At 68.4% G+C, this 20,307-nt stretch carries 21 protein-coding genes; 12 read left to right on the top strand and 9 right to left on the bottom strand.

What is annotated here, in order from left to right; all coding sequences use genetic code 11:
- The first annotated feature begins 28 nt into the window (after nucleotides 1-28).
- From ABT254_RS22880 to rplI, 3 genes are read left to right on the top strand one after another with little or no spacing between them, the layout of a single operon-like run.
- On the top strand, nucleotides 29-616 hold the full coding sequence (locus tag ABT254_RS22880) for a single-stranded DNA-binding protein (protein ID WP_351473015.1): 588 nt from the start codon (nucleotides 29-31) through the stop codon (nucleotides 614-616).
- Nucleotides 617-673: 57 nt separating this feature from the next.
- Entirely contained in the window at nucleotides 674-910 is a 237-nt protein-coding gene (gene rpsR, locus ABT254_RS22875) for a 30S ribosomal protein S18 (RefSeq protein ID WP_003949403.1), read from the top strand.
- 18 nt (nucleotides 911-928) lie between these two features.
- Nucleotides 929-1,375 (top strand): 50S ribosomal protein L9, encoded by a 447-nt coding sequence (gene rplI, locus ABT254_RS22870; protein ID WP_030938854.1) that lies wholly within the window; start codon nucleotides 929-931, stop codon nucleotides 1,373-1,375.
- Between the two features lie 130 nt (nucleotides 1,376-1,505).
- Here rplI and ABT254_RS22865 read toward each other — a convergent pair whose 3' ends face one another.
- Nucleotides 1,506-2,843: an MATE family efflux transporter gene (locus ABT254_RS22865; protein ID WP_351473011.1), complete on the bottom strand. Its 1,338-nt coding sequence runs from the start codon at nucleotides 2,841-2,843 to the stop codon at nucleotides 1,506-1,508.
- 461 nt (nucleotides 2,844-3,304) lie between these two features.
- On the opposite strand from ABT254_RS22865, the gene dnaB reads away from it, so the two are divergent.
- Together dnaB and ABT254_RS22855 are read left to right on the top strand one after the other, a co-directional pair.
- The gene (gene dnaB, locus ABT254_RS22860) at nucleotides 3,305-4,783 is read left to right on the top strand and encodes a replicative DNA helicase (RefSeq protein WP_351473008.1); all 1,479 of its coding nucleotides are present in this window, start codon (nucleotides 3,305-3,307) and stop codon (nucleotides 4,781-4,783) included.
- A gap of 67 nt (nucleotides 4,784-4,850) precedes the next feature.
- Nucleotides 4,851-6,236 (top strand): serine hydrolase domain-containing protein, encoded by a 1,386-nt coding sequence (locus ABT254_RS22855; protein WP_351473005.1) that lies wholly within the window; start codon nucleotides 4,851-4,853, stop codon nucleotides 6,234-6,236.
- Between the two features lie 58 nt (nucleotides 6,237-6,294).
- On the opposite strand, the gene ABT254_RS22850 is transcribed toward ABT254_RS22855, so the two are convergent.
- A complete protein-coding gene (locus ABT254_RS22850; RefSeq protein ID WP_351473003.1) occupies nucleotides 6,295-6,747 on the bottom strand; it encodes a GNAT family N-acetyltransferase in 453 nt (150 codons plus the stop codon).
- 34 nt (nucleotides 6,748-6,781) lie between these two features.
- Nucleotides 6,782-7,648, bottom strand: coding sequence for a GNAT family N-acetyltransferase (locus ABT254_RS22845; RefSeq protein ID WP_351473000.1), 867 nt, complete (start codon nucleotides 7,646-7,648; stop codon nucleotides 6,782-6,784).
- A gap of 196 nt (nucleotides 7,649-7,844) precedes the next feature.
- Between ABT254_RS22845 and ABT254_RS22840 the strand changes: the two genes are divergently transcribed.
- Nucleotides 7,845-8,477, top strand: a complete 633-nt coding sequence (locus ABT254_RS22840; RefSeq protein ID WP_351472998.1) for an HAD family hydrolase — start codon at nucleotides 7,845-7,847, stop codon at nucleotides 8,475-8,477.
- Nucleotides 8,478-8,888: 411 nt separating this feature from the next.
- Nucleotides 8,889-10,394 (top strand): globin domain-containing protein, encoded by a 1,506-nt coding sequence (locus ABT254_RS22835; RefSeq protein ID WP_351472995.1) that lies wholly within the window; start codon nucleotides 8,889-8,891, stop codon nucleotides 10,392-10,394.
- Between the two features lie 12 nt (nucleotides 10,395-10,406).
- Here ABT254_RS22835 and ABT254_RS22830 read toward each other — a convergent pair whose 3' ends face one another.
- The 5 genes from ABT254_RS22830 to ABT254_RS22810 form a co-directional block, all read right to left on the bottom strand.
- Nucleotides 10,407-10,889 (bottom strand): NUDIX domain-containing protein, encoded by a 483-nt coding sequence (locus tag ABT254_RS22830; protein ID WP_351472992.1) that lies wholly within the window; start codon nucleotides 10,887-10,889, stop codon nucleotides 10,407-10,409.
- Between the two features lie 88 nt (nucleotides 10,890-10,977).
- Nucleotides 10,978-11,883: a LysR family transcriptional regulator gene (locus ABT254_RS22825; RefSeq protein ID WP_351472989.1), complete on the bottom strand. Its 906-nt coding sequence runs from the start codon at nucleotides 11,881-11,883 to the stop codon at nucleotides 10,978-10,980.
- Nucleotides 11,884-12,125: 242 nt separating this feature from the next.
- Nucleotides 12,126-13,277, bottom strand: coding sequence for a cystathionine gamma-lyase (locus ABT254_RS22820; RefSeq protein ID WP_351472986.1), 1,152 nt, complete (start codon nucleotides 13,275-13,277; stop codon nucleotides 12,126-12,128).
- Complete coding sequence (locus tag ABT254_RS22815; protein ID WP_351472984.1) at nucleotides 13,274-13,765, bottom strand: low molecular weight protein-tyrosine-phosphatase; 492 nt, start codon at nucleotides 13,763-13,765, stop codon at nucleotides 13,274-13,276. The genes ABT254_RS22820 and ABT254_RS22815 overlap by 4 nt, the downstream gene beginning before the upstream one ends.
- Before the next feature lie 7 nt (nucleotides 13,766-13,772).
- Nucleotides 13,773-14,150: a phage holin family protein gene (locus ABT254_RS22810; protein WP_351472982.1), complete on the bottom strand. Its 378-nt coding sequence runs from the start codon at nucleotides 14,148-14,150 to the stop codon at nucleotides 13,773-13,775.
- A 59-nt stretch (nucleotides 14,151-14,209) separates the two neighbouring features.
- Between ABT254_RS22810 and ABT254_RS22805 the strand changes: the two genes are divergently transcribed.
- The 4 genes from ABT254_RS22805 (at nucleotide 14,210) to ABT254_RS22790 (ending at nucleotide 16,560) form a co-directional block, all read left to right on the top strand.
- Entirely contained in the window at nucleotides 14,210-14,527 is a 318-nt protein-coding gene (locus ABT254_RS22805; RefSeq protein ID WP_099930040.1) for a cupin domain-containing protein, read from the top strand.
- A gap of 149 nt (nucleotides 14,528-14,676) precedes the next feature.
- A complete protein-coding gene (locus ABT254_RS22800; RefSeq protein WP_123966204.1) occupies nucleotides 14,677-14,889 on the top strand; it encodes a DUF5326 family protein in 213 nt (70 codons plus the stop codon).
- Between the two features lie 307 nt (nucleotides 14,890-15,196).
- Nucleotides 15,197-16,024 (top strand): IclR family transcriptional regulator, encoded by an 828-nt coding sequence (locus ABT254_RS22795; RefSeq protein WP_502972022.1) that lies wholly within the window; start codon nucleotides 15,197-15,199, stop codon nucleotides 16,022-16,024.
- Between the two features lie 98 nt (nucleotides 16,025-16,122).
- Complete coding sequence (locus ABT254_RS22790) at nucleotides 16,123-16,560, top strand: SsgA family sporulation/cell division regulator (RefSeq protein ID WP_351472978.1); 438 nt, start codon at nucleotides 16,123-16,125, stop codon at nucleotides 16,558-16,560.
- A gap of 143 nt (nucleotides 16,561-16,703) precedes the next feature.
- Here ABT254_RS22790 and ABT254_RS22785 read toward each other — a convergent pair whose 3' ends face one another.
- Nucleotides 16,704-18,188: a YibE/F family protein gene (locus tag ABT254_RS22785; RefSeq protein ID WP_351472975.1), complete on the bottom strand. Its 1,485-nt coding sequence runs from the start codon at nucleotides 18,186-18,188 to the stop codon at nucleotides 16,704-16,706.
- Between the two features lie 253 nt (nucleotides 18,189-18,441).
- Here ABT254_RS22785 and thiC point away from each other — a divergent pair, with 253 nt between their 5' ends.
- Nucleotides 18,442-20,244 (top strand): phosphomethylpyrimidine synthase ThiC, encoded by a 1,803-nt coding sequence (thiC, locus tag ABT254_RS22780; protein WP_351472972.1) that lies wholly within the window; start codon nucleotides 18,442-18,444, stop codon nucleotides 20,242-20,244.
- Nucleotides 20,245-20,307 lie beyond the last annotated feature (63 nt).

The raw sequence follows: 20,307 nt of genomic DNA, 5'->3' as shown, positions 1-20,307 counted from the left end.
AGCAGCAAACCCGCCGAGAGGTTCCCCCATGGCAGGCGAGACCGTCATCACGGTCGTCGGCAATCTTGTCGATGACCCCGAGCTGCGCTTCACCCCTTCCGGTGCGGCGGTCGCGAAGTTCCGTGTCGCGTCCACCCCCCGCACCTTCGACCGTCAGACGAACGAGTGGAAGGACGGCGAAAGCCTCTTCCTGACCTGCTCGGTCTGGCGTCAGGCGGCGGAGAACGTCGCCGAGTCGCTCCAGCGAGGCATGCGCGTCATCGTGCAGGGCCGGCTGAAGCAGCGGTCCTACGAGGACCGTGAGGGCGTCAAGCGCACGGTCTACGAACTGGACGTCGAGGAAGTCGGCGCCAGCCTGCGCAACGCCACGGCCAAGGTCACCAAGACCGCCGGCCGCGGTGGGCAGGGCCAGGGCGGTTACGGCGGCGGTGGCGGCCAGGGTGGCGGCGGCTGGGGTGGAAACTCCGGTGGCGGCCAGCAGGGCGGCGGTGCTCCCGCCGACGACCCGTGGGCGACCGGCGCTCCCGCCGGTGGCCAGCAGGGCGGCGGTGGCGGCGGCTGGGGTGGAAACTCCGGCGGCGGTGGCGGCGGCTACTCGGACGAGCCCCCCTTCTAGGCCTTCGGCCGGAGGGCGGGTCGTACCCAAACTTCTTGATCACACAGGAGAAACACCATGGCGAAGCCGCCTGTGCGCAAGCCTAAGAAGAAGGTCTGCGCTTTTTGCAAGGACAAGGTCACGTACGTGGACTACAAGGACACGAACATGCTGCGGAAGTTCATTTCCGACCGCGGCAAGATCCGTGCCCGCCGCGTGACCGGCAACTGCACGCAGCACCAGCGTGACGTCGCCACGGCCGTCAAGAACAGCCGTGAGATGGCGCTGCTGCCCTACACCTCCACTGCGCGATAAGGGAAGGGTGACCGAAACATGAAGATCATCCTCACCCACGAGGTCTCCGGCCTCGGCGCCGCGGGCGACGTCGTCGACGTCAAGGACGGTTACGCTCGCAACTACCTGATCCCGCGGAAGTTCGCTATCCGCTGGACCAAGGGTGGCGAGAAGGACGTCGAGCAGATCCGTCGTGCTCGCAAGATCCACGAGATCCAGACCATCGAGCAGGCCAACCAGGTGAAGGCCCAGCTCGAGGGCGTCAAGGTCCGTCTGGCCGTCCGCTCCGGCGACGCCGGTCGTCTCTTCGGCTCCGTCACCCCGGCCGACATCGCCTCGGCGATCAAGGCCTCCGGTGGCCCCGAGGTCGACAAGCGCCGCATCGAGCTGGGCGCGCCGATCAAGACGCTGGGCGCTCACGAGACGTCGGTGCGTCTGCACCCCGAGGTTGCCGCCAAGGTCAACATCGAGGTTGTCGCGGCCTGATCGCCGCGCTCGGCTTGAACGGCTGAGGGAAGGGGCGACACCCATGTAGGGTGCCGCCCCTTCTTCGTGCTCCGGTTCGGTACGGGACAGCACATGTTTCACGTGAAACGCCGGTTTCACGTGAAACACGTCAGCGGGTGGCGCCGGTGACGATCCAGCGGCCCGACTGGGTCCGCAGCCAAAGGGTCAGCATGCGCACCGTCATCATCAGCGTCATCGCCGACCACAGCGCGGTCAGGCCGCCGCCGAGTGCTGGGACCAGCAGCGCAACCGGGGCGAAGACAGCAAGGGTGAGCACCATGGCCCAGGCAAGGTAGGGGCCGTCACCGGCTCCCATCAGGACGCCGTCCAGGACGAAGACGACGCCGCAGATCGGCTGGGAGAGAGCCACTACGAGCAGGGCGGGCAACGCGGCGTCCTTCACCACGCTGTCGCTGGTGAACAGCGGCAGGAACACCGGCCGGGCGACCACTACCAGGACACCGAGGACGACACCTACCGCGACTCCCCACTGCACCATGCGGCGGCAGGCATCGCGAGCACCCTGGCTGTCCTCGGCGCCGAGATGGCGTCCGATGATGGCCTGACCGGCGATGGCGATGGCGTCGAGGGCGAAGGCGAGCAGACTCCAGAGGGAGAGGATGATCTGGTGTGCGGCGATGTCGGCGTCGCCGAGTCGGGCGGCGACGGCTGTGGCGATCATCAGGATCGCCCGTAGTGACAGTGTGCGGACCAGGAGGGGAACCCCGGCTTGTGCGGAGGCCCGTATCCCCCCTGCCTCGGGACGCAGGGAGGCGCCGTGTCTGCGGGCTCCGCGGACGACCACGGTGAGGTAGACGACTGCCATGCCGCACTGCGCGATGACCGTTCCCCACGCGGAGCCGGCGATGCCGAGGCCTGCGCCGTAGACGAGGCCCGCGTTGAGGGCGCCGTTGGCGACGAAGCCGGCGATGGCGACGCGGAGTGGTGTCTTGGTGTCCTGCAACCCGCGCAGCACACCGGTTGCGGCGAGTACGACGAGCATGGCCGGGATGCCGAGAGACGAGATCCGCAGGTAGGTGGTCGCGTAGGGGGCCGCGTCGGCCGAGGCGCCGAAGAGTTCCACAAGGGCCGGTGCCGCGGGCAGCACGACGGCAATGACGGCGGCGCCGAGCAGAAGGGCCAGCCAGATGCCGTCCATGCCTTGCCGGATCGCGGCCTGGAGGTCGTTGGCGCCGACCCGTCGGGCGACGGCAGCGGTGGTGGCGTAGGCGAGGAAGACGAAGACGCTGACCGCTGTGGTGAGGAGGGCCGAGGCGACGCCCAGGCCGGCGAGCTGTGCCGTACCGAGGTGGCCGACGATCGCACTGTCGGCCATGACGAAGAGCGGCTCGGCGACGAGTGCACCGAAGGCCGGGACGGCCAGCGCGACGATCTCTCGATCGTGCTGTCGCCGGGTGACCTGGGTGGGCGCGGGAGCCTGTGTCATGAGCACCAATCTAATCGTCCACAGGTAAGAGATGCAAAGGTTTTGTGCCCCTTACCACTCCTTGGGCTGCATGGTCTTACGCGCGCCGTTCGAAGCGATCTTGGCCCGAGTGGGGAAGTTTTTCTTCTGCACAGCCGGTGGATGGGAAAAGTGCAGGTCAGGACGGTCAGAGTGGAAGGGGCGGCTGCTTGTTCACAGGGCTGTCCACCGTGTCGTGCACAGGTTTTGCGGAGTTCTCCACAGCATCCGGGCCGTCGTCCACATGGCCTGTGGATAACCAGATTGGCTGACGCTGCCCGCGGGCCTACCGTGGTCCGGCGCCCGCTCCGTTCGTCGGCAGGGAAACCAGCCCAAAACCGACGTGCAGTAACCGGAGTTGGGCCTCTCATTTGTCAGTGCCGTGCCGTAGAAAAGAGGGCACGGCTAGGTCCGCCCGCCGGCGGACGGGAGGAGGTGGCTCGGTGAGTATTTCCGAGCCCTTGGACGATCCCTGGGCCGACAGCGGTCCAAGCGATCGCCTGCCTGCCTCCCGTCGACGCGGCGACGGGGGCCGGGGCCGTGACGAGCAGCACGACCGTGGCCGGGACAGCGGCGAATGGGACGGCGGAGGTACGTCCTTCGAGCGAGTTCCACCCCAGGATCTCGATGCCGAGCAGTCCGTCCTCGGCGGCATGCTCCTGTCCAAGGACGCCATCGCCGACGTCGTGGAGATTCTCAAGGGCCACGACTTCTACAAGCCGGCACACGAGACGATCTTCCAGGCGATCCTCGACGTCTATGCCAAGGGTGAGCCGGCCGACCCCATCACGATCGCCGCCGAACTCACCAAGCGCGGCGAGATCAACAAGGTCGGTGGCGCATCGTATCTGCACACCCTCGTGCAGACCGTGCCGACTGCGGCCAACGCCGAGTACTACGCGGAGATCGTCCACGAACGCGCGGTCCTGCGCCGTCTGGTCGAGGCGGGCACCCGCATCACCCAGATGGGATACGCGGCCGACGACGACGTCGACGAGATCGTCAACCGCGCCCAGGCCGAGATCTATGCGGTCACCGAGCAGCGCACCAGCGAGGACTACCTGCCGCTCGGCGACATCATGGAGGGCGCTCTCGACGAGATCGAGGCGATCGGCTCCCGCAGCGGCGAGATGACCGGGGTGCCCACGGGCTTCACCGACTTCGACTCGCTCACCAACGGCCTGCACCCCGGCCAGATGATCGTCATTGCAGCCCGTCCCGCGATGGGCAAGTCCACGCTCGCGCTGGACTTCGCCCGGGCAGCGTCGATCAAGCACAACCTTCCGAGTGTCATCTTCTCCCTCGAAATGGGGCGCAACGAGATCGCGATGCGTCTGCTGTCCGCCGAGGCCCGTGTCGCCCTGCACCACATGCGCTCCGGCACGATGACCGACGAGGACTGGACGCGACTGGCCCGCCGGATGCCGGACGTCTCGGCCGCGCCGCTGTTCATCGACGACTCTCCGAACCTGTCGATGATGGAGATCCGCGCCAAGTGCCGCCGTCTCAAGCAGCGCAATGACATCAGACTGGTCGTCATCGACTACCTCCAGCTGATGCAGTCGGGCGGCTCCAAGCGTGCCGAGAACCGCCAGCAGGAGGTCTCGGACATGTCCCGTAACCTCAAGCTCCTCGCCAAGGAGCTGGAGATCCCGGTCATCGCGCTGTCCCAGCTGAACCGTGGCCCCGAGCAGCGCACGGACAAGAAGCCGATGGTCTCCGACCTGCGTGAGTCCGGCTCCATCGAGCAGGACGCCGACATGGTCATCCTGCTGCACCGCGAGGACGCCTACGAGAAGGAGTCACCGCGTGCGGGCGAGGCCGATCTGATCGTGGCCAAGCACCGTAACGGTCCGACGGCGACGATCACGGTCGCCTTCCAGGGCCACTACTCGCGGTTCGTGGACATGGCGCAGACCTGATCCGGCGGATCCCCGTCCCGGACAAATGAACTCGACGGCCGGGTGTCCCGCGGGATGGACTGGGCCCATGACAACACCTCAGGAAGAGCTGCTCCCCGGTACGCGTCGGGCACTGCTGCACCGGATCGCAGTGGCGCAGTCCGAAGGACGTGCGCCGTCGCTGGTCGCGGCGGTCGTGAGGGACGGGCGGCCCGTGTGGCACGGCGCGCGGACCTCGGTGGACGGCCATGGTCCGGACGAGACCGTGCAGTACCGCATCGGTTCGATCACCAAGACCTTCACCGCGGTTCTGGTGCTTCGTCTGCGGGACGAGGGCCTGCTCGATCTCGGTGACCCGCTGGAGAAGCATCTGCCGGGAACAGGCGCGGGGGAGGCCACCATCGCCGATCTTCTCGCCCATACGAGCGGGTTGGCGGCGGAATCGCCCGCGCCGTGGTGGGAGCGCACCGCGGGGTCCCTGCGTCCCGAACTTTCGGATGTCCTGGGAGAGCAGCCTCTTCTGCATCCGGTGGGCCGCCGCTTCCATTACTCCAACCCCGGCTACACCCTGCTGGGGGCGCTGGTCGAGAAGCTGCGTGCAGCCTCGTGGGACGAGGTACTTCGGCGTGAAGTGCTCGAACCTCTGGGCCTCGACCGTACGAGTGGTCACCCTCGGGCGCCCCATGCGGGTGGCTGGGCCGTGCACCCCTGGGCCGATGTCATGCTGCCCGAACCCGCCGAGGACCTGGGGCGGATGGCCCCCGCGGGTCAACTCTGGTCCACCACGGGTGACTTGGCGCGTTTCGCCGCCTTCCTGGCGCGGGGTGACGACCGGGTACTGAGCGCCGAGACCGTGAAGGAGATGCGGACGCCCGCGGCGCCGGCCGAAGCGGCGGATGTCGTGGACGGGGTCACCTATGGGCTGGGTCTGCAGATCCAGCGCCGGGACGGCCGGCTGCTCGTGGGGCACTCCGGGTCGCTGCCGGGGTTTCTGGCGAACCTCACCCTCAGCGTCGAGGACGACGTCGCTTCTGTGGTCCTGGCCAACTGTACGTCCGGCCCTCTGCTGTCCACCGTCGGAGCCGACCTCGTGCGGATCGTGGCGGAGGCCGAGCCCCGCATTCCGGAACCCTGGCGGCCGCTGCCGGAAGTCGACTCAGCGGTGCTGGAGTTGGCGGGGCCGTGGTACTGGGGAACGCATGTGTTCGCCCTGCGGCTGACGGCAGCCGGGGGCGTATCACTGGAGCCGCTGTCGGGATCCGGCCGCCGCTCACGCTTCAGGGCGAACGGCGACGGCACGTGGACCGGACTGGAGGGCTACTACGCCGGAGAGCTCCTGACGGCCGTACGGCGCCCCGACGGGACCCTGAGTCATCTGGACCTCGGGTCGTTCGTGTTCACGCGTCAGCCGTACGACGAGGAGGCTTCCGTCCCCGGTGGGGTCGATCCGGACGGGTGGCGGGGGATCGGCTAGAGGCAAGCCCCAGGAGGCGGGCTGTTTCACGTGAAACACGCCCCCTCGTGTCACGGCCTCACAGGGCGAGCTTGAAGCCCACGTGTGAGGCCGTGAAGCCGAGCCGCTCATAGAAGCGGTGGGCGTCGGTGCGGGTGTTGTCGGAGGTCAGCTGGACCAACTGGCAGCCCTGGCGCCGGGATTCGTCGATCGCCCACTCGATGAGCTGTGTGCCCAGTCCGCTGCCGCGCTCATCGGCATGGATGCGGACCGCTTCGATGATCGATCTGACGGCGCCGCGTCGCGACAGACCGGGAATGACCGTGAGCTGGAGTGTGCCGACGACACGGCCCTCACGAACGGCGACGACGAGGTGCTGGTTCGGATCGGCTGCAAGACGTTCCAGCGCGGCCAGGTACGGGGTCAGATCGTCCGGTGACTCGCGCTGGGCGCCCAAAGGGTCGTCGGCGAGCATCGCGACGATCGCGGTCACGTCGTCCGCTGTGGCGGGCCGTATTTCAAGATCTCCCATGCCCCGTACCTTACGTACCGGCCTCTGGAGGGGCTCAGCCCGCGGCCACCGTCAGCGGAGCGAATCGCCTGGTCCAGTCGCCGGGCAGTTCCGTGATCCCGTACGTCATGACCGCGTTGAAAGCGACGGACTCCAGTCCTCGCTCCTTCACCCACGCCAGCAACTCTTCGTGCCGTACGTCGATGTCGGTGCGCAGGGGGCGGTCGGTGTGCGCAGCGAGAGAGGCGATGAGCGCCTTTGCCGTCTCCGTGTCCCTGGCGATCAGCGGGCCCACGACATGGGTGTCCATGTTGGGCCAGGCGGCCGCGTAGCCGATGAGCCGGCCGTCCTCCTCGGCGACGCGCAGTCGGTCGGCGAAGGCAGGCAGCCGCGTGATGACGGGTGTGCGGTCGGCGCCGAACACCTCCTCGTCGAGCCCGAGGATCGCAGGGAGATCCTCGGCGGTGGCCGCGCGTGTGACCACCGCGGGCTGCGGCCCGGAGGGCGTGAAATGCCCGCGCATCATCTCGGCCCGGCCGGTGACCTTGAACCCGAGTTCCTCGTAGAGCGGACGACCGTTCGGGGTCGCGTGCAGCGTCAGCGGGGTGGTGCCCATGGCCGACACGACGTGACGCATCAGATGGCGTCCGATGCCTCGGCGGGCATGCCGTTCGGCGACCAGGACCATGCCGATGGCCCCGAGAGTGGGGTGGTCCTGCGGCCCGTACTCGGTGACGACACAGGCGCTGACGAGGCCGCCGTCGGGGTCGTCGATGCCGTATCCCTTCCCGGCGGTGAGGAGGAGACCCCACTTGTGCTCCTCGCGCGGCCACCCCCGGTCTTCGGACAGGTCGGCGCAGGCGGTGAGATCGCGAAGCGTCAGACGGCGGACGGCAAGAGGGGGAAGAGAAGGAGTCGGCACGCAGGTCAGGCTGTCCGACGGCTGCCCTCGACGTCCACTTCTTTGCGGTGAGAAGCAGGAGCTTTTGGCCATGTCGTGGGCAAGTGCACAGGGCCCCGACAGCAGTTGCGTGTTTCACGTGAAACACGGGCTGACGCCGAGCATCACGTGGTCTCATCCGGAGAGCCCACCACGGGTCCCGTTAGCCTCGGGTCCCATGGCGAGACTTCATCTCTTCGATCTCGACGGCACGCTGCTGCAGGGCACGACGGCGCCCGTGGAGATCTCACGGCAGCTGGGGCTGGAAGCCGAGGCGGTGGCGCTCGATCAGGCGATCTCGGCGGGGCTGATAGGCCCACCGGAATATGCGGCGCAGGTGTACGAGCTCTGGGCGGAACTCACCGAGATGCATGTGTCGGCCGCCTTCGAAGCCGCCCCGTGGCTGGAGCGCATCCGGGAGGTCTGGGAGGAGATCCGGCAGGTGGGTGACTACTGTGCCGTCGTTTCGCTCTCGCCCTCCTTCTTCGTGGAACGGCTCACCGGATGGGGCGCGCACGCGGCGTTCGGGTCCCGTTTTCCTGCCGTGCCGTTCACCGAGCCCGTCGATCCGTCCGGAGTTCTCACTGCCGCGGCCAAGGTCGAGATCGCCGACCGACTCTGCCGGGAGTTCGGCGTGGCCCGGGAGGACTGCATTGCCTATGGCGACTCGCTGTCGGACATGGATCTGTTCGCCGCGGTGCCGGTCTCGGTGGCGGTCAATGCGGACCGGCATCTGTCCGGTCTTGCGACACACTCGTACATGGGCGGGGATCTGTGGGAAGCCTATGAATTGGTGCGTCCCGCCCGGTAATTGAGGGAATTGCTGGTTCGCCCGCCCTCTCATTCGTGGCGGAGGAAGGGGGGACTTGTGATCGGAGCGTCGGCCGGTATGGTCGACTCCGGTTCGTTGCGGGACGAGGCGTACACATCCTGTGCGGACCGAGGACAGGGCGATGCAGCGTAACGGGACGGAGAGATCGAAGACCCGCATTTGCCGTTATGTGGCCGGAGCGTCCTTGCGGGATGGGATGCTGCGGTGAGTGCACTGCGGTCAATGTCACACTCTCGCCTTACTTGTCCGTACAGAACGTGAATCCGGGTTGAATGTGGCCGCATTGGCCGCGGCATGAAACGGAGAAAGCAAGCCGTCTGCGGGGGAAAGGCACCTTCCGACCGAGGAAGGGCGCAGACCGACCGAGAGATGTTCGAGGCGAGGCACACCATGGACGCTCCGACCACCGCGTCGGCCGACAACGGCACTTCCGGCGGCGGGAGCGACGGCTGGTTCACACCGCGCACGCAGCCGGACGCGACTCCGGACAACGAGAGTGAAGCGGCCGAAGGCAGCCGCCTCGCCGCGATGCGCCCGATGGGCAGGACCACGGCGGACACGGACAAGGACCAGCCGACGCAGTATGTTCCGCAGTCGGCGCCCCCCGCCGAACCCGAGCCGGCCGCTGCTGCCCCGCGGCCCTCAGGTGCACGGCCCTCTCCGGCGGAGCCCTCTCCCCCCGAGTCACCTGCCGCCGCCGAACTGCGAGTCCCCACCCAGCGCTCCACCGCGCCCGCGGCGCAGATCCAGGAGCCCGCCGCTCGAGCCGGCGCCGAGACCGCCTCACCGGATGCCGTCCTCATCCGCCGGACCATGGCCGAGGTGGCGCCGATCGCCGACAAGGTCACCTCGTACTTCTACGCGCTGCTCTTCGTCCGGCACCCCGATCTGCGCTCGCTGTTCCCGGCCGCGATGGACACCCAGCGGGACCGGCTGCTCAAGGCGCTGCTCACCGCGGCCGAACACATCGACAACACCGAGGTCCTCGTCGCGTATCTGCAGAACCTCGGCCGTGGCCACCGCAAGTACGGCACCAGGGCCGAGCACTACCCGGCCGTCGGCGAGTGCCTCATCGGCGCGTTGAGCAGATACGCCTCCGGTATCTGGGACGCCGAGACGGAGGCGGCCTGGGTGCGGGCGTACACGACCATCTCGCAGGTCATGATCGACGCAGCGGCGGCGGACGAACTGCGTGCCCCGGCCTGGTGGTACGCCGAGATCGTCGCGCACGACCTCAGGACCCCGGACGTGGCGGTCGTCACGGTCCGCCCCGACCAGCCCTATCCGTTCCTCGCCGGGCAGTACACGAGCGTGGAGACGCCGTGGTGGCCGCGGATCTGGCGGCACTACTCCTTCGCCTCGGCACCCCGTTCCGACGGGCTGCTGACGTTCCATGTGAAGGCCGTCCCCGCGGGCTGGGTCTCCAACGCCCTGGTGCACCGCGCCCGCCCCGGCGACATCATCCGGCTCGGCCCGCCGACCGGTTCGATGACCGTCGACCACACCACCGACAGCGGACTGCTGTGCCTGGGCGGCGGCACCGGCATAGCACCCATCAAGGCACTGGTGGAGGACGTCGCCGAACACGGCGAGCGGCGGACGGTCGAGGTGTTCTACGGCGCCCGCACCGATCACGACCTCTACGACATCGACACGATGCTCAGGCTCCAGCAGTCCCACCCCTGGCTCTCGGTCCGCGCGGTCATCGACCAGCAGGCCCACCTTCAGCTCCCGGACGCCATACGCGAATACGGGCCGTGGAACGAGTTCGACGCCTATCTCTCGGGCCCGCCCGGAATGATCCGCAGCGGGGTGGACGCGCTGAGGAACATCGGCATCCCCTCGGAGCGAATACGGCACGACTCGGTGGAGGAGCTCGTCACCACCGGAGACTGATCCGGCACCGGATCAGCCCAGGTCGGGCGCGTGCATGGCGCGTACGCCCTCGATGTTCCCGTCCAGGTAGTGCCGCAGGGACAGCGGTACGAGATGCACGGAGGCGATCCCGACGCGGGTGAACGGCACCCGAACGATCTCGTACTCGCCTGCGGGCTCGTCCACCTCCGGGCCATGCCGCAGGGAGGGGTCCATCGACTCCAGCCGGCACACGAAGAAGTGCTGCACCTTCACGCCGGTCGCGCCGCCGTCCTCGCCGATGTGCTCCACGGTGTCCACGAAGCAGGGCACCACGTCGGTGATCTTGGCGCCGAGCTCCTCGTACACCTCACGGTGCAGGGCATCGACGACGGTCGTGTCGCCGGGCTCGACGCCGCCACCGGGAGTGACCCAGTAGGGATCGACGCCGGGCTTGGTGCGCTTGATCAGGATCAGGTTGTCGCCGTCCAGCAGAACGGCACGTGCGGTGCGCTTGACCACGGGTCGGACGGTCATGGGAGAAATGTGGCCCGGTTGGTTCCACGTGAAACATCGCGGGTCGTGACCGGTCGAGCTCACCCCGTGACGCTGGGAAAAGTGCTGGTCAGCACCAGTCGGCGGCCGCTCGCAGCAGCCATTCGTGAGCCCGCGCGATGTGCGGCATGGCGAGGGTGCCGGTGCGGACCACCAGGAAGTACGTGCGCAGCGGAGGTACCGCGGGTTCGTGGAGGGCCACGAGCTCACCGCGCTCCAGGGCGTCTGCGCAGAGATAGCGGGGCAGCACCGCGAGCCCCGCGCCGGCGACGGCGCAGGCCAGGACGGCGCGCAGGTCGGGAACGATGACGGTGCCCGGCGCTGCGGGACGGGAGTCGAAGACGGAGGCCCAGTAGCGGGAGACGAAGGGCAGCGACTCGTGCACCTCGATCACGGGGACGTCCTCCAGGGCGGGTGCTCCCTTGCGGCGCGGCTTGCCGGTGCCTATCTGCTGGGCCCGCGCCGGGGCGGCGACCAGGACGTGCTCTTCGTCGCAGAGGGGAGTCGCCGTGAGCAGGGCACCGCGGGGGCGGGCCGTACAGATGGCCAGATCGTGATGTCCGGCGGCGAGTCCCTCCAGGACTTCCTCGGCGTTCCCGAAGGAAGCGCGCAGCGCGAAGCCCTGGCCGTCCTCACCGGTCAGCTCCGTGAGGGCGGGCAGCGCCCGTTCCGCGGTGAACTCGGGAGGACCGGCGAGATGCAGGGTACGTAAGGAGGACTCGTCGTCGAGGCCGGTCTCGGCGATCTCCACGAGGGCGTCGAGATGCGGAGCGGCCTTGTGCGCGAGTTCGTCGCCGATGGTCGTCGGGGTCACTCCGCGCGCCTGCCGCAGGAACAGGGGGCGGCCCAGCTGCCGCTCCAGCGTGCGGATCTGTGAGGTCACGGCCGGCTGCGACAGGCCGAGCAGTGCGGCGGCGCGGGTGAAGGAGCCGGCCCGGTGCACGGTCACGAAAGTGCGCAGCAAGGCCAGATCCATGGTTCGCCCTCCCCAGTTCCCTGCCCTTCTCCCGGCCTTCAGGCAGGGCCCAACTATAAATAAGTCGATAGGTCTCTGTCGCTACTGTGATTGGACACTGACACAGAGTCAACTAGCCTTGGTCGCGCGGTTCTTAGCGCGCGGAACCGAGGACGGTCCGAGCCACGAGGGGGGAGGCTCGGACCGTCCGTTGTGCGTAGCCGGGCATCGGTTCGGCGACCGTAAGGCAGTTGCTGACGTCGTCACTCCGCCGACACCTCCAGCGCGCGGAGCACATCCGCCACCAGGTCCTCGGGGTCCTCGGCGCCGACCGAGAAGCGGATGAAGCCCTCCGGCACGGCGTCCCCGCCCCAGCGCCCGCGCCGCTCGGCCGTCGACCGCACCCCTCCGAAGCTCGTCGCGTCGTCCACGAGCCGCAGCGCATCGAGAAAACGGTCGGCACGCGCGCGCGTGGGCAGCGTGAAGGAGACCACGCATCCGAAGCGCCGCATCTGCTGCGAGGCGATCTTGTGCGAGGGGTCCTCGGGCAGGCCCGGGTAGCGCAGACCGGTCACCTCGGGCCGCTTCCGCAGCGCCTCGGCGACGGTGAGAGCCGTCGCGCACTGCCGGTCGACACGCAACTGGAGCGTGGCGATCGAACGGTGCGCGAGCCAGGCCTCCATGGGCCCGGGAATCGCACCGACGATCTTGCGCCAGCGGCGTACGGCGGCCATGGCCTCGGCGTCGCGGCCCACGACGTAGCCGAGCAGGACGTCCCCGTGCCCGGTGAGCTGTTTGGTGCCACTGGCCACGGCGAAGTCCGCGCCGAGCTCCAGCGGACGCTGCCCCAGCGGCGTGGCGAGGGTGTTGTCGACGGCGACGAGGGCGCCACGCGCGTGTGCCGCCTCGACGAGCCGCCGGATGTCGCACACGTCGAGCCCGGGGTTGGAGGGCGACTCGATCCACAGCAGCTTCGCGCCGTCGAGGACGTCGAGCTGGGCGTCGCCCCCGGTCGGCGCGGTGCGCACCTCGATGCCGTAGGCCTCCAGCTGCTCGCGCACCATGGGCAGCACCTGGTAGCCGTCGCCGGGCAGGACGACCGTGTCCCCAGCGCGCAGTTGGGAGAAGACCACCGAGGAGATGGCGGCCATCCCTGAGGCGAAGGTGAGCGTCTCTACGCCCTCCTGCCCGGGCGCCTCCAACTCGCCGATGGCCCGCTCCAGCAGGCTCCAGGTCGGGTTCTGGTCCCGTCCATAGGTATACGGGCCGTCGACGTCACCCGGCAGGTGGTAGTGGGCGGCGAACGCCGGTCCGGGCAGGTGCGGCTGGTTCTTGGCCGGCTCGGGCAGCCCGGCCCGCACCGCGCGGGTGCCGTCACCGCTGCCCGTCGACGGGCCCGTACCGGAATCGCTCATACCGCCTCCACCTCCACCTGCTCGCGTACCGCGGCGAGCAGACCCTCGCTCGCTGCCTCCACCATCTCAAGGCACTCCTCGAAGCCGTCCAGGCCCCCGTAGTACGGGTCCGGTACGTCGAGGTCGTCGCCCGCCGCGGGGTCGTAGGAGCGCAGCAGCCGCACCTTCGCCGCCTCCTCCGGGGTACGGGCGAGGCGGCGCAGGGCCTTGAGGTGGCCGGTGTCGAGGGCGATGACGAGGTCCAGCCGGGAGAACCACGACGGCTGGAACTGCCGCGCCGTGTGGGCGCTCTCGTAGCCGTTCTCCTCCAGGACGGAGACGGTGCGCGGGTCGGCGCCGTCACCCTCGTGCCAGCCGCCGGTGCCGGCGCTGTCGACCTCGACCAGGCCGTCGAGTCCCGCCTCCGCTGTGCGGGCCCGGAAGACGGACTCCGCCATCGGGGAGCGGCAGATGTTGCCGGTGCAGACGAAGCAGACGCGATAGGTCATCGCGTGCTCAGTCGTTGTCGGGCAGGACGACGTGGAGCGCCCAGGACACGATGGAGATGATCAGGCCTCCCAGGACCGCCGTCCAGAAGCCCTCGACGTGGAAACTCAGGTCGAGCTTGTCGGCCAGCCACGAGGTGAGCAGCAGCATCAGTGCGTTGACCACGAGGGTGATCAGACCCAGCGTCAGGATGAACAGGGGGAAGGTCAGTACCTTCACGATCGGCTTGACGAGGAAGTTCACCAAACCGAAGATCAGCGCGACGATGATCAGGGTGCCGGCCTTCTTGCCCGTGCTGTCACCGGTCAGGGTGATCTTGTCGAGCAGCCATACGGCGATCGCCAGGGCACCCGCGTTGGCGATCGTCTTGACTACGAAATTCTTCATGTGTCTGATCGTGGCAGACGAGATCGGTCACGAGCAGTGGGACGAGGGCGACAAGGGCGATGAAGGCATTCCGGCTGGACGAACTGGAGGCGGAACGTGCCGCCAACGAGGGTGCCTACCTGCAGTTTCTGCGTGAGCGGCACATGTCCGTCGGTCTGTATGCGCTCAATGCCGGCGAACATGATCCACAGAAGCCTCACAACCAGGACGAGGTCTACTTCGTTGTGAGCGGCCGCGCCTCGATCACCGTCGGTCTGGAGACCACCGAGGTCGCCCGCGGCAGCGTGGTCTACGTACCGGCCGGCGTCGCCCACAAGTTCCACCACATCAGCGAGGACCTGCGGGTGCTCGTGGTGTTCTCTCCGCCGGAAAGCTGACCCTCCGTCTCAGGGTTCCCTAGGGGACCAGTCAGGGGAGGACAAGGGATGCGAGGCCCCCGCCGGGGCCCCTGCCGGCCCTAGCATCGAGTGCAGGACATCAAGGGGCCCCTGCACAGCAGCCGGGCGGAGAGGTAAGGGCGAGCGCAATGGGTGAGATTTTCGGCGGACTGCCGTGGTGGGTGAAGTGGATCGCGGTGCCGGTCATCGCCCTCGTCGTCTTCGGCGGGCTGATAGCCAGCGTCGTCGGCTTCGTCATCGGACTGCTGTTCAAGGTGCTGGTCTTCGTGGCACTGGTCGGCGGACTGATCTACGTCGTGCGGAAGTTCACGTCGAGCTCCTCGTCGCGCAGCGACTGGTGAGGGCTCTGGGACACCGGTGATCGGTAACAGGAATCACCGGTTCCCTCGCGCGAGGGAAGTTTTCCGGACAGGACGCCTCAAGGCGCCATCTCGCCATTAGAGTCCGGAAATCGACGCGGGGGCGACCCCGCGAGCGGCGTACACCCCCTCCCGTGTTCCCCACGGCACGGGCAGCCCCCTCGCGCTTCGGGAGTGACCCTTGGCCACGGTAGACACCGCACCCACAGACCCCCACATTCCCCCCAGCCCGGCCCCCGGACGCCGCATCGGGCCCCCCGAACAGCCGGGCCCCTCCACGCAGGAGCGCGTGCCGGCACCACGCGCAGCGTCGCGCCTGACCGCAGCGCCGGCGCAGCCGTCCCCGGAAACCGCTCCGGCGCAGCCGCAGTCGGCAACCCTCATCGGATCCGTCCAGCGCGCGATGCGCCTGCTGGAATGCGTCGCCGGGCACGAGCACGGAGCCCCGGCCAAGCAGCTGGCCCGTGAGACCGGCCTGGCGCTCCCGACGGCGTACCACCTGTTGCGCACCCTCGTCCACGAGGGCTATCTGCGGCGGGACAAGGGCCTGTTCTTCCTCGGTGACGCGGCGGTGCGACTGAGCAGCAGCGGGGCCCAGCAGAAACGTCGCAGCACGATTGTCGACGCCCTCGCCGGCTGCCGGGACGCCATCGGTGTGCCCGTGTACTACGCCGTGTACCGGGAGGGCGAGATCGAGGTCATGTGTGTCTCCGACACCCCGGGCAATCCGGCCGTCGAGGAGTGGGCCGACTTCCGCGAGACCGCTCACGCGCATGCGATCGGCCAGTGCCTGCTCTCGCAGCTGGACGACGCGGCCCGCCGCGATCACCTCGACCGTTACCCCGTGCAGTCCATCACCCCCTACACCGTCCGCGACAACCACACCCTGCTGCGGCGGCTCGAGCGGACGCCGCGGATGGAGCCGGTGACGGAACGGCAGGAGTACGCGCTGGGGACGGTCTGCGCCGCGATCCCGATCACGGTGGGCACGACGGCCGCGACGATGGCCATTTCCCTGCCCTCGCATCAGGCCGACCGGCTGATGTCCGTCACCCGGCAACTGCAGAGCGAAATCGGACGGCTGATGGGGTCACTCGCGCTCTCTATCAGTATCTGAAAACTCACTCCTTGTGATCTGCCGTGTACGTTCAGCAAGATTCCACCATTGTCAGGGGATCACTCCCAGCCGGTCGGCTTCACATGACGGGGTAGGCGATGCGCGAGTCCGTACAGGCAGAGGTCATGATGAGCTTTCTCGTGTCCGAGGAGCTCTCCTTCCGCATCCCGGTGGAGCTGCGCTACGAGAGCTGTGATCCCTATGCCGTGAGGCTGACCTTCCATCTGCCCGGAGATGCACCGGTGACCTGGGCGTTCGGTCGCGAGCTGCTCATCGACGGGGTGTGCCGGCCGTGCGGGGAAGGGGATGTGCGCGTCTCACCCGCCGAGCCGGACTCCCTGGCCGAGGTCCTGATCCGGCTTCAGGTCGGCCGCGACCAGGCGCTGTTCCGTGCGTCCACGGCGTCGCTCATCGCCTTCCTCGACCGCACCGACAAGCTGGTGCCTCTCGGTCAGGAGGGCGCCCTCGCCGACTTCGACGCCCATCTCGACGAGGCCCTGGACCGCATCCTGGCGGAGGAGCAGAGCGCGGGCTGAGAGGCGGCGGCGGGCGGTCGGCCGGAACGCTTCTGCGTGGATGTGGAGGGCGCAGTAACGCTTCTCCATGTCTCCATGTGCACGGCGGCTGGAGTCCGTACCGCCCCAACGGTCTGTTCACGCGTGCCCGAGTGGCCATCGCCTCACCGCTTGCGGCGTCGGCCCCGCCCCGTGCGTGCCGCCGCAGGTGCCGCGCCCGCGGTGCCCGCCGCCTGCCCCGGGCCGGGACGGTCGGCCGCGACCACCAGTGCCGCGAGCAGCGTCGTGACCGGCACCGAGGCGACCAGGCCGATCGAGCCCACCAGCGTGCGTACGATCTCCTCCGCCACCAGTTCGCTGTTGGCGACCGTCCCCACACTGCTCTGCGCGATGGAGAAGAGCAGCAGCAAGGGCAGCGCGGCGCCCGCGTAGGCGAGGACGAGGGTGTTGACGACGGATGCGATGTGGTCGCGGCCGATGCGGATGCCCGCACGGTAAAGCCCCCGCCAGCCCATCGACGGATTCGCCTCGTGCAGCTCCCAGACCGCCGAGGTCTGGGTCACCGTCACGTCGTCGAGGACACCGAGCGAACCGATGATGACGCCCGCCAGCAGCAGGCCGCTCATGTCGATCGACGGGTACAGGCCGTGGATCAGACCGGTGTTGTCGTCCGTGTTGCCGGTCAGTGCGGCCCAGCCGATGAACTCGGAGCCGAGCAGGCCGATCAGGACGAGCGAGAGCAGCGTGCCCAGCACCGCCACGGAGGTGCGGGCCGACAGGCCATGGCACATGTAGAGCGCGATCAGCATGATGGCGCTCGATCCGATCACCGCCACGAGCAGCGGATTCGACCCCTGCAGGATCGCGGGCAGGATGAAGAAGGTCAGCACCATGAAGCTGACGGCCAGCGCGATCAGGGCCATCAGGCCGCGCATCCGGCCCACGACCACGACGGCGAGCGCGAAGATGCCGGCCAGCAGCGCCATGGGGAAGCGGCGGTTGACGTCGGCGACCGAGTACTGCAGGTCCTTCGGTGCGGAGGGCTCGTAGGCGGCCACGACCTTCTCGCCCTCGTGCAGTTGCCGCGACTGGTCCGGCTGCACGATCTCGGTGAACGTACGGCCCTTGTCCTTGCCGCTGTCGACGCGGATCGTCGCCTTCTTGCAGGTGCCGCTCGCCTGCTGCTGGGCGGAGGAGCCCTCGGCGGTGGAGGTGTCCCCCGTCGGGGTCTCGCCCGAGGCGTTCACCGACTTGCAGCTCACGCTCACGACCTCGGTGACCGTCGCCTGCTGGGTCTGCCGGTCGAAACCCACACCGGTGCGCTGGTGCGGCGGGGCACCGCCCGGCCACAGGACCACGAGCCCGACCGCCACGGCCGCGGCGAACGGAATGAGAATGGCGGCGATGACCTTGCGCAGATGCTTGGAGACGGGGGCCGCCGGACCGTGACTGTGCGAGTGACCGTGCCCGCCGGCGGAACCATGGCCGTGCTCCGGCCCCTGGCCGCCACCGGCCTCGTGACCGTGCCCGGCGCCGGCTCCCGGCCCGTGGTGGTGCCCGGCGCCGGAACCATGGCCGCTGCCGCCTCCGGAGCCGTGCCCGTGGGGCGGCTCCGGAGGCGGGTACGGGGGCTGATGTGTCGTGGTCACCGCCCGATCATCGCAAGAACGACAGGGGCCCTCTGTTCAGCGCGCCCGAATTGACGCTAGCGTGGAGGCACCTTTGCACACGCGGGAGCTCGGAGCACCGGGCTGAGAGGGCGCTGACCTCCGTCCCAGCGATGTTTCACGTGGAACATCACCGAAGTCGAGTGATGTTCCCCACGAAACGTCCACAGACGGAAACGGCTGCGTCGACCGCCGAACCTGTTACCGGGTAATGCCGGCGTAGGGAGTAGGTCTCATGACCAACAAGGACGTACGCACGCCTGCCTCCAACCAGGACGAACAGCTCATTCAGGGCGAACAGTCCGAGGAGGCCGGGAAGTCCATCGGCTGGCACAAGGCGTATGTCGAGGGCTCACGCCCCGATCTGCGGGTGCCGGTCCGTCAGGTGCATCTCACCAACGGGCAGTCGGTCACGCTGTACGACACCTCGGGCCCGTACACCGATCCGCTCATCGACACCGATGTGCGCAGGGGGCTCGCCCCGCTGCGCGAGAACTGGATCATCGCGCGCGGTGACACCGAGGAGTACGCGGGCCGTCCCGCCCGTCCCGAGGACGACGGGATCAAGCACACCTCTCCACGAGGCGGTCTGCGCAACCTCGACGCGGTCTTCCCGGGCCGGCCGCGGCAGCCGCGTCGCAGTCGTGACGGCAAGGCGGTCACGCAGCTCGCGTACGCCCGCCGCGGGGAGATCACGCCGGAGATGGAGTACGTGGCCATCCGGGAGAACGTCTCGCCCGAGGTGGTCCGCCAGGAGATCGAGGCGGGCCGCGCGGTACTGCCGGCCAACGTCAATCACCCGGAGATCGAGCCGATGATCATCGGCAAGCGGTTCTTGGTGAAGGTCAACGCCAACATCGGCAACTCAGCGGTGACGTCCTCCATCGAGGAGGAGGTCGAGAAGATGACCTGGGCGACCCGCTGGGGCGCCGACACGGTCATGGACCTGTCCACCGGCCGCAACATCCACACCACCCGTGAGTGGGTGCTGCGCAACTCCCCCGTCCCCATCGGCACGGTGCCGCTCTATCAGGCCCTGGAGAAGGTGGACGGCCGGGCCGAGGAACTCACCTGGGAGATCTACAAGGACACCGTCATCGAGCAGGCCGAGCAGGGCGTGGACTACATGACGGTCCACGCGGGCGTCCGTCTGCCGTACGTCCCGCTCACCGCGAACCGCAAGACCGGCATCGTCTCGCGGGGCGGCTCGATCATGGCCGCGTGGTGCCTCGCGCACCACAAGGAGTCGTTCCTGTACGAGAACTTCGAGGAACTCTGCGAGATCCTGGCCGCCTACGACGTCACGTACTCGCTGGGCGACGGCCTCAGGCCCGGCTCGATCGCGGACGCCAACGACGAGGCGCAGTTCGCGGAGTTGCGCACGCTCGGGGAACTCAACCGGATCGCCAAGCGTTTCAACGTACAGACCATGATCGAGGGCCCGGGACATGTCCCGATGCACAAGATCAAGGAGAACATCGACCTTCAGCAGGAGATCTGCGATGAAGCTCCGTTCTATACGCTCGGCCCGCTGACCACGGACGTCGCGCCGGCGTACGACCACATCACCTCCGGTATCGGCGCCGCGATGATCGCCTGGTGGGGCACGGCCATGCTCTGCTACGTCACGCCCAAGGAGCACCTGGGCCTGCCCAACCGTGACGACGTCAAGACCGGCGTCATCACCTACAAGATCGCCGCCCATGCGGCCGATCTCGCCAAGGGGCACCCCGGTGCGCAGGAATGGGACGACGCGCTGTCCGACGCCCGTTTCGAGTTCCGGTGGGAGGACCAGTTCAACCTCGCCCTGGACCCCGACACGGCACGGGAGTTCCACGACGAGACCCTCCCGGCGGAGCCGGCCAAGACCGCCCACTTCTGCTCGATGTGCGGGCCGAAGTTCTGCTCGATGAAGATCTCCCAGGACATCCGCCGTGAACACGGCGGAAGCCGGGCGGAGATCGAGCAGGGCATGGCCGAGAAGTCGAAGGAGTTCGCGGCCGCGGGCAACAGGGTGTACCTGCCGATCACGGACTGACGTATGCCGGTGTGAGTGGCTCCTCCGACAGGGAAGACGGTCCCGCTCTTCGGCGTGAGTCGC

Origin of the sequence: Streptomyces sp. NPDC001137 (genome assembly GCF_040298885.1) — a bacterium.
Taxonomy (GTDB): domain Bacteria; phylum Actinomycetota; class Actinomycetes; order Streptomycetales; family Streptomycetaceae; genus Streptomyces.
The sequence above is the reverse complement of the archived record's forward strand: the minus strand, read 5'-3'. Positions and strand labels throughout refer to the sequence as shown.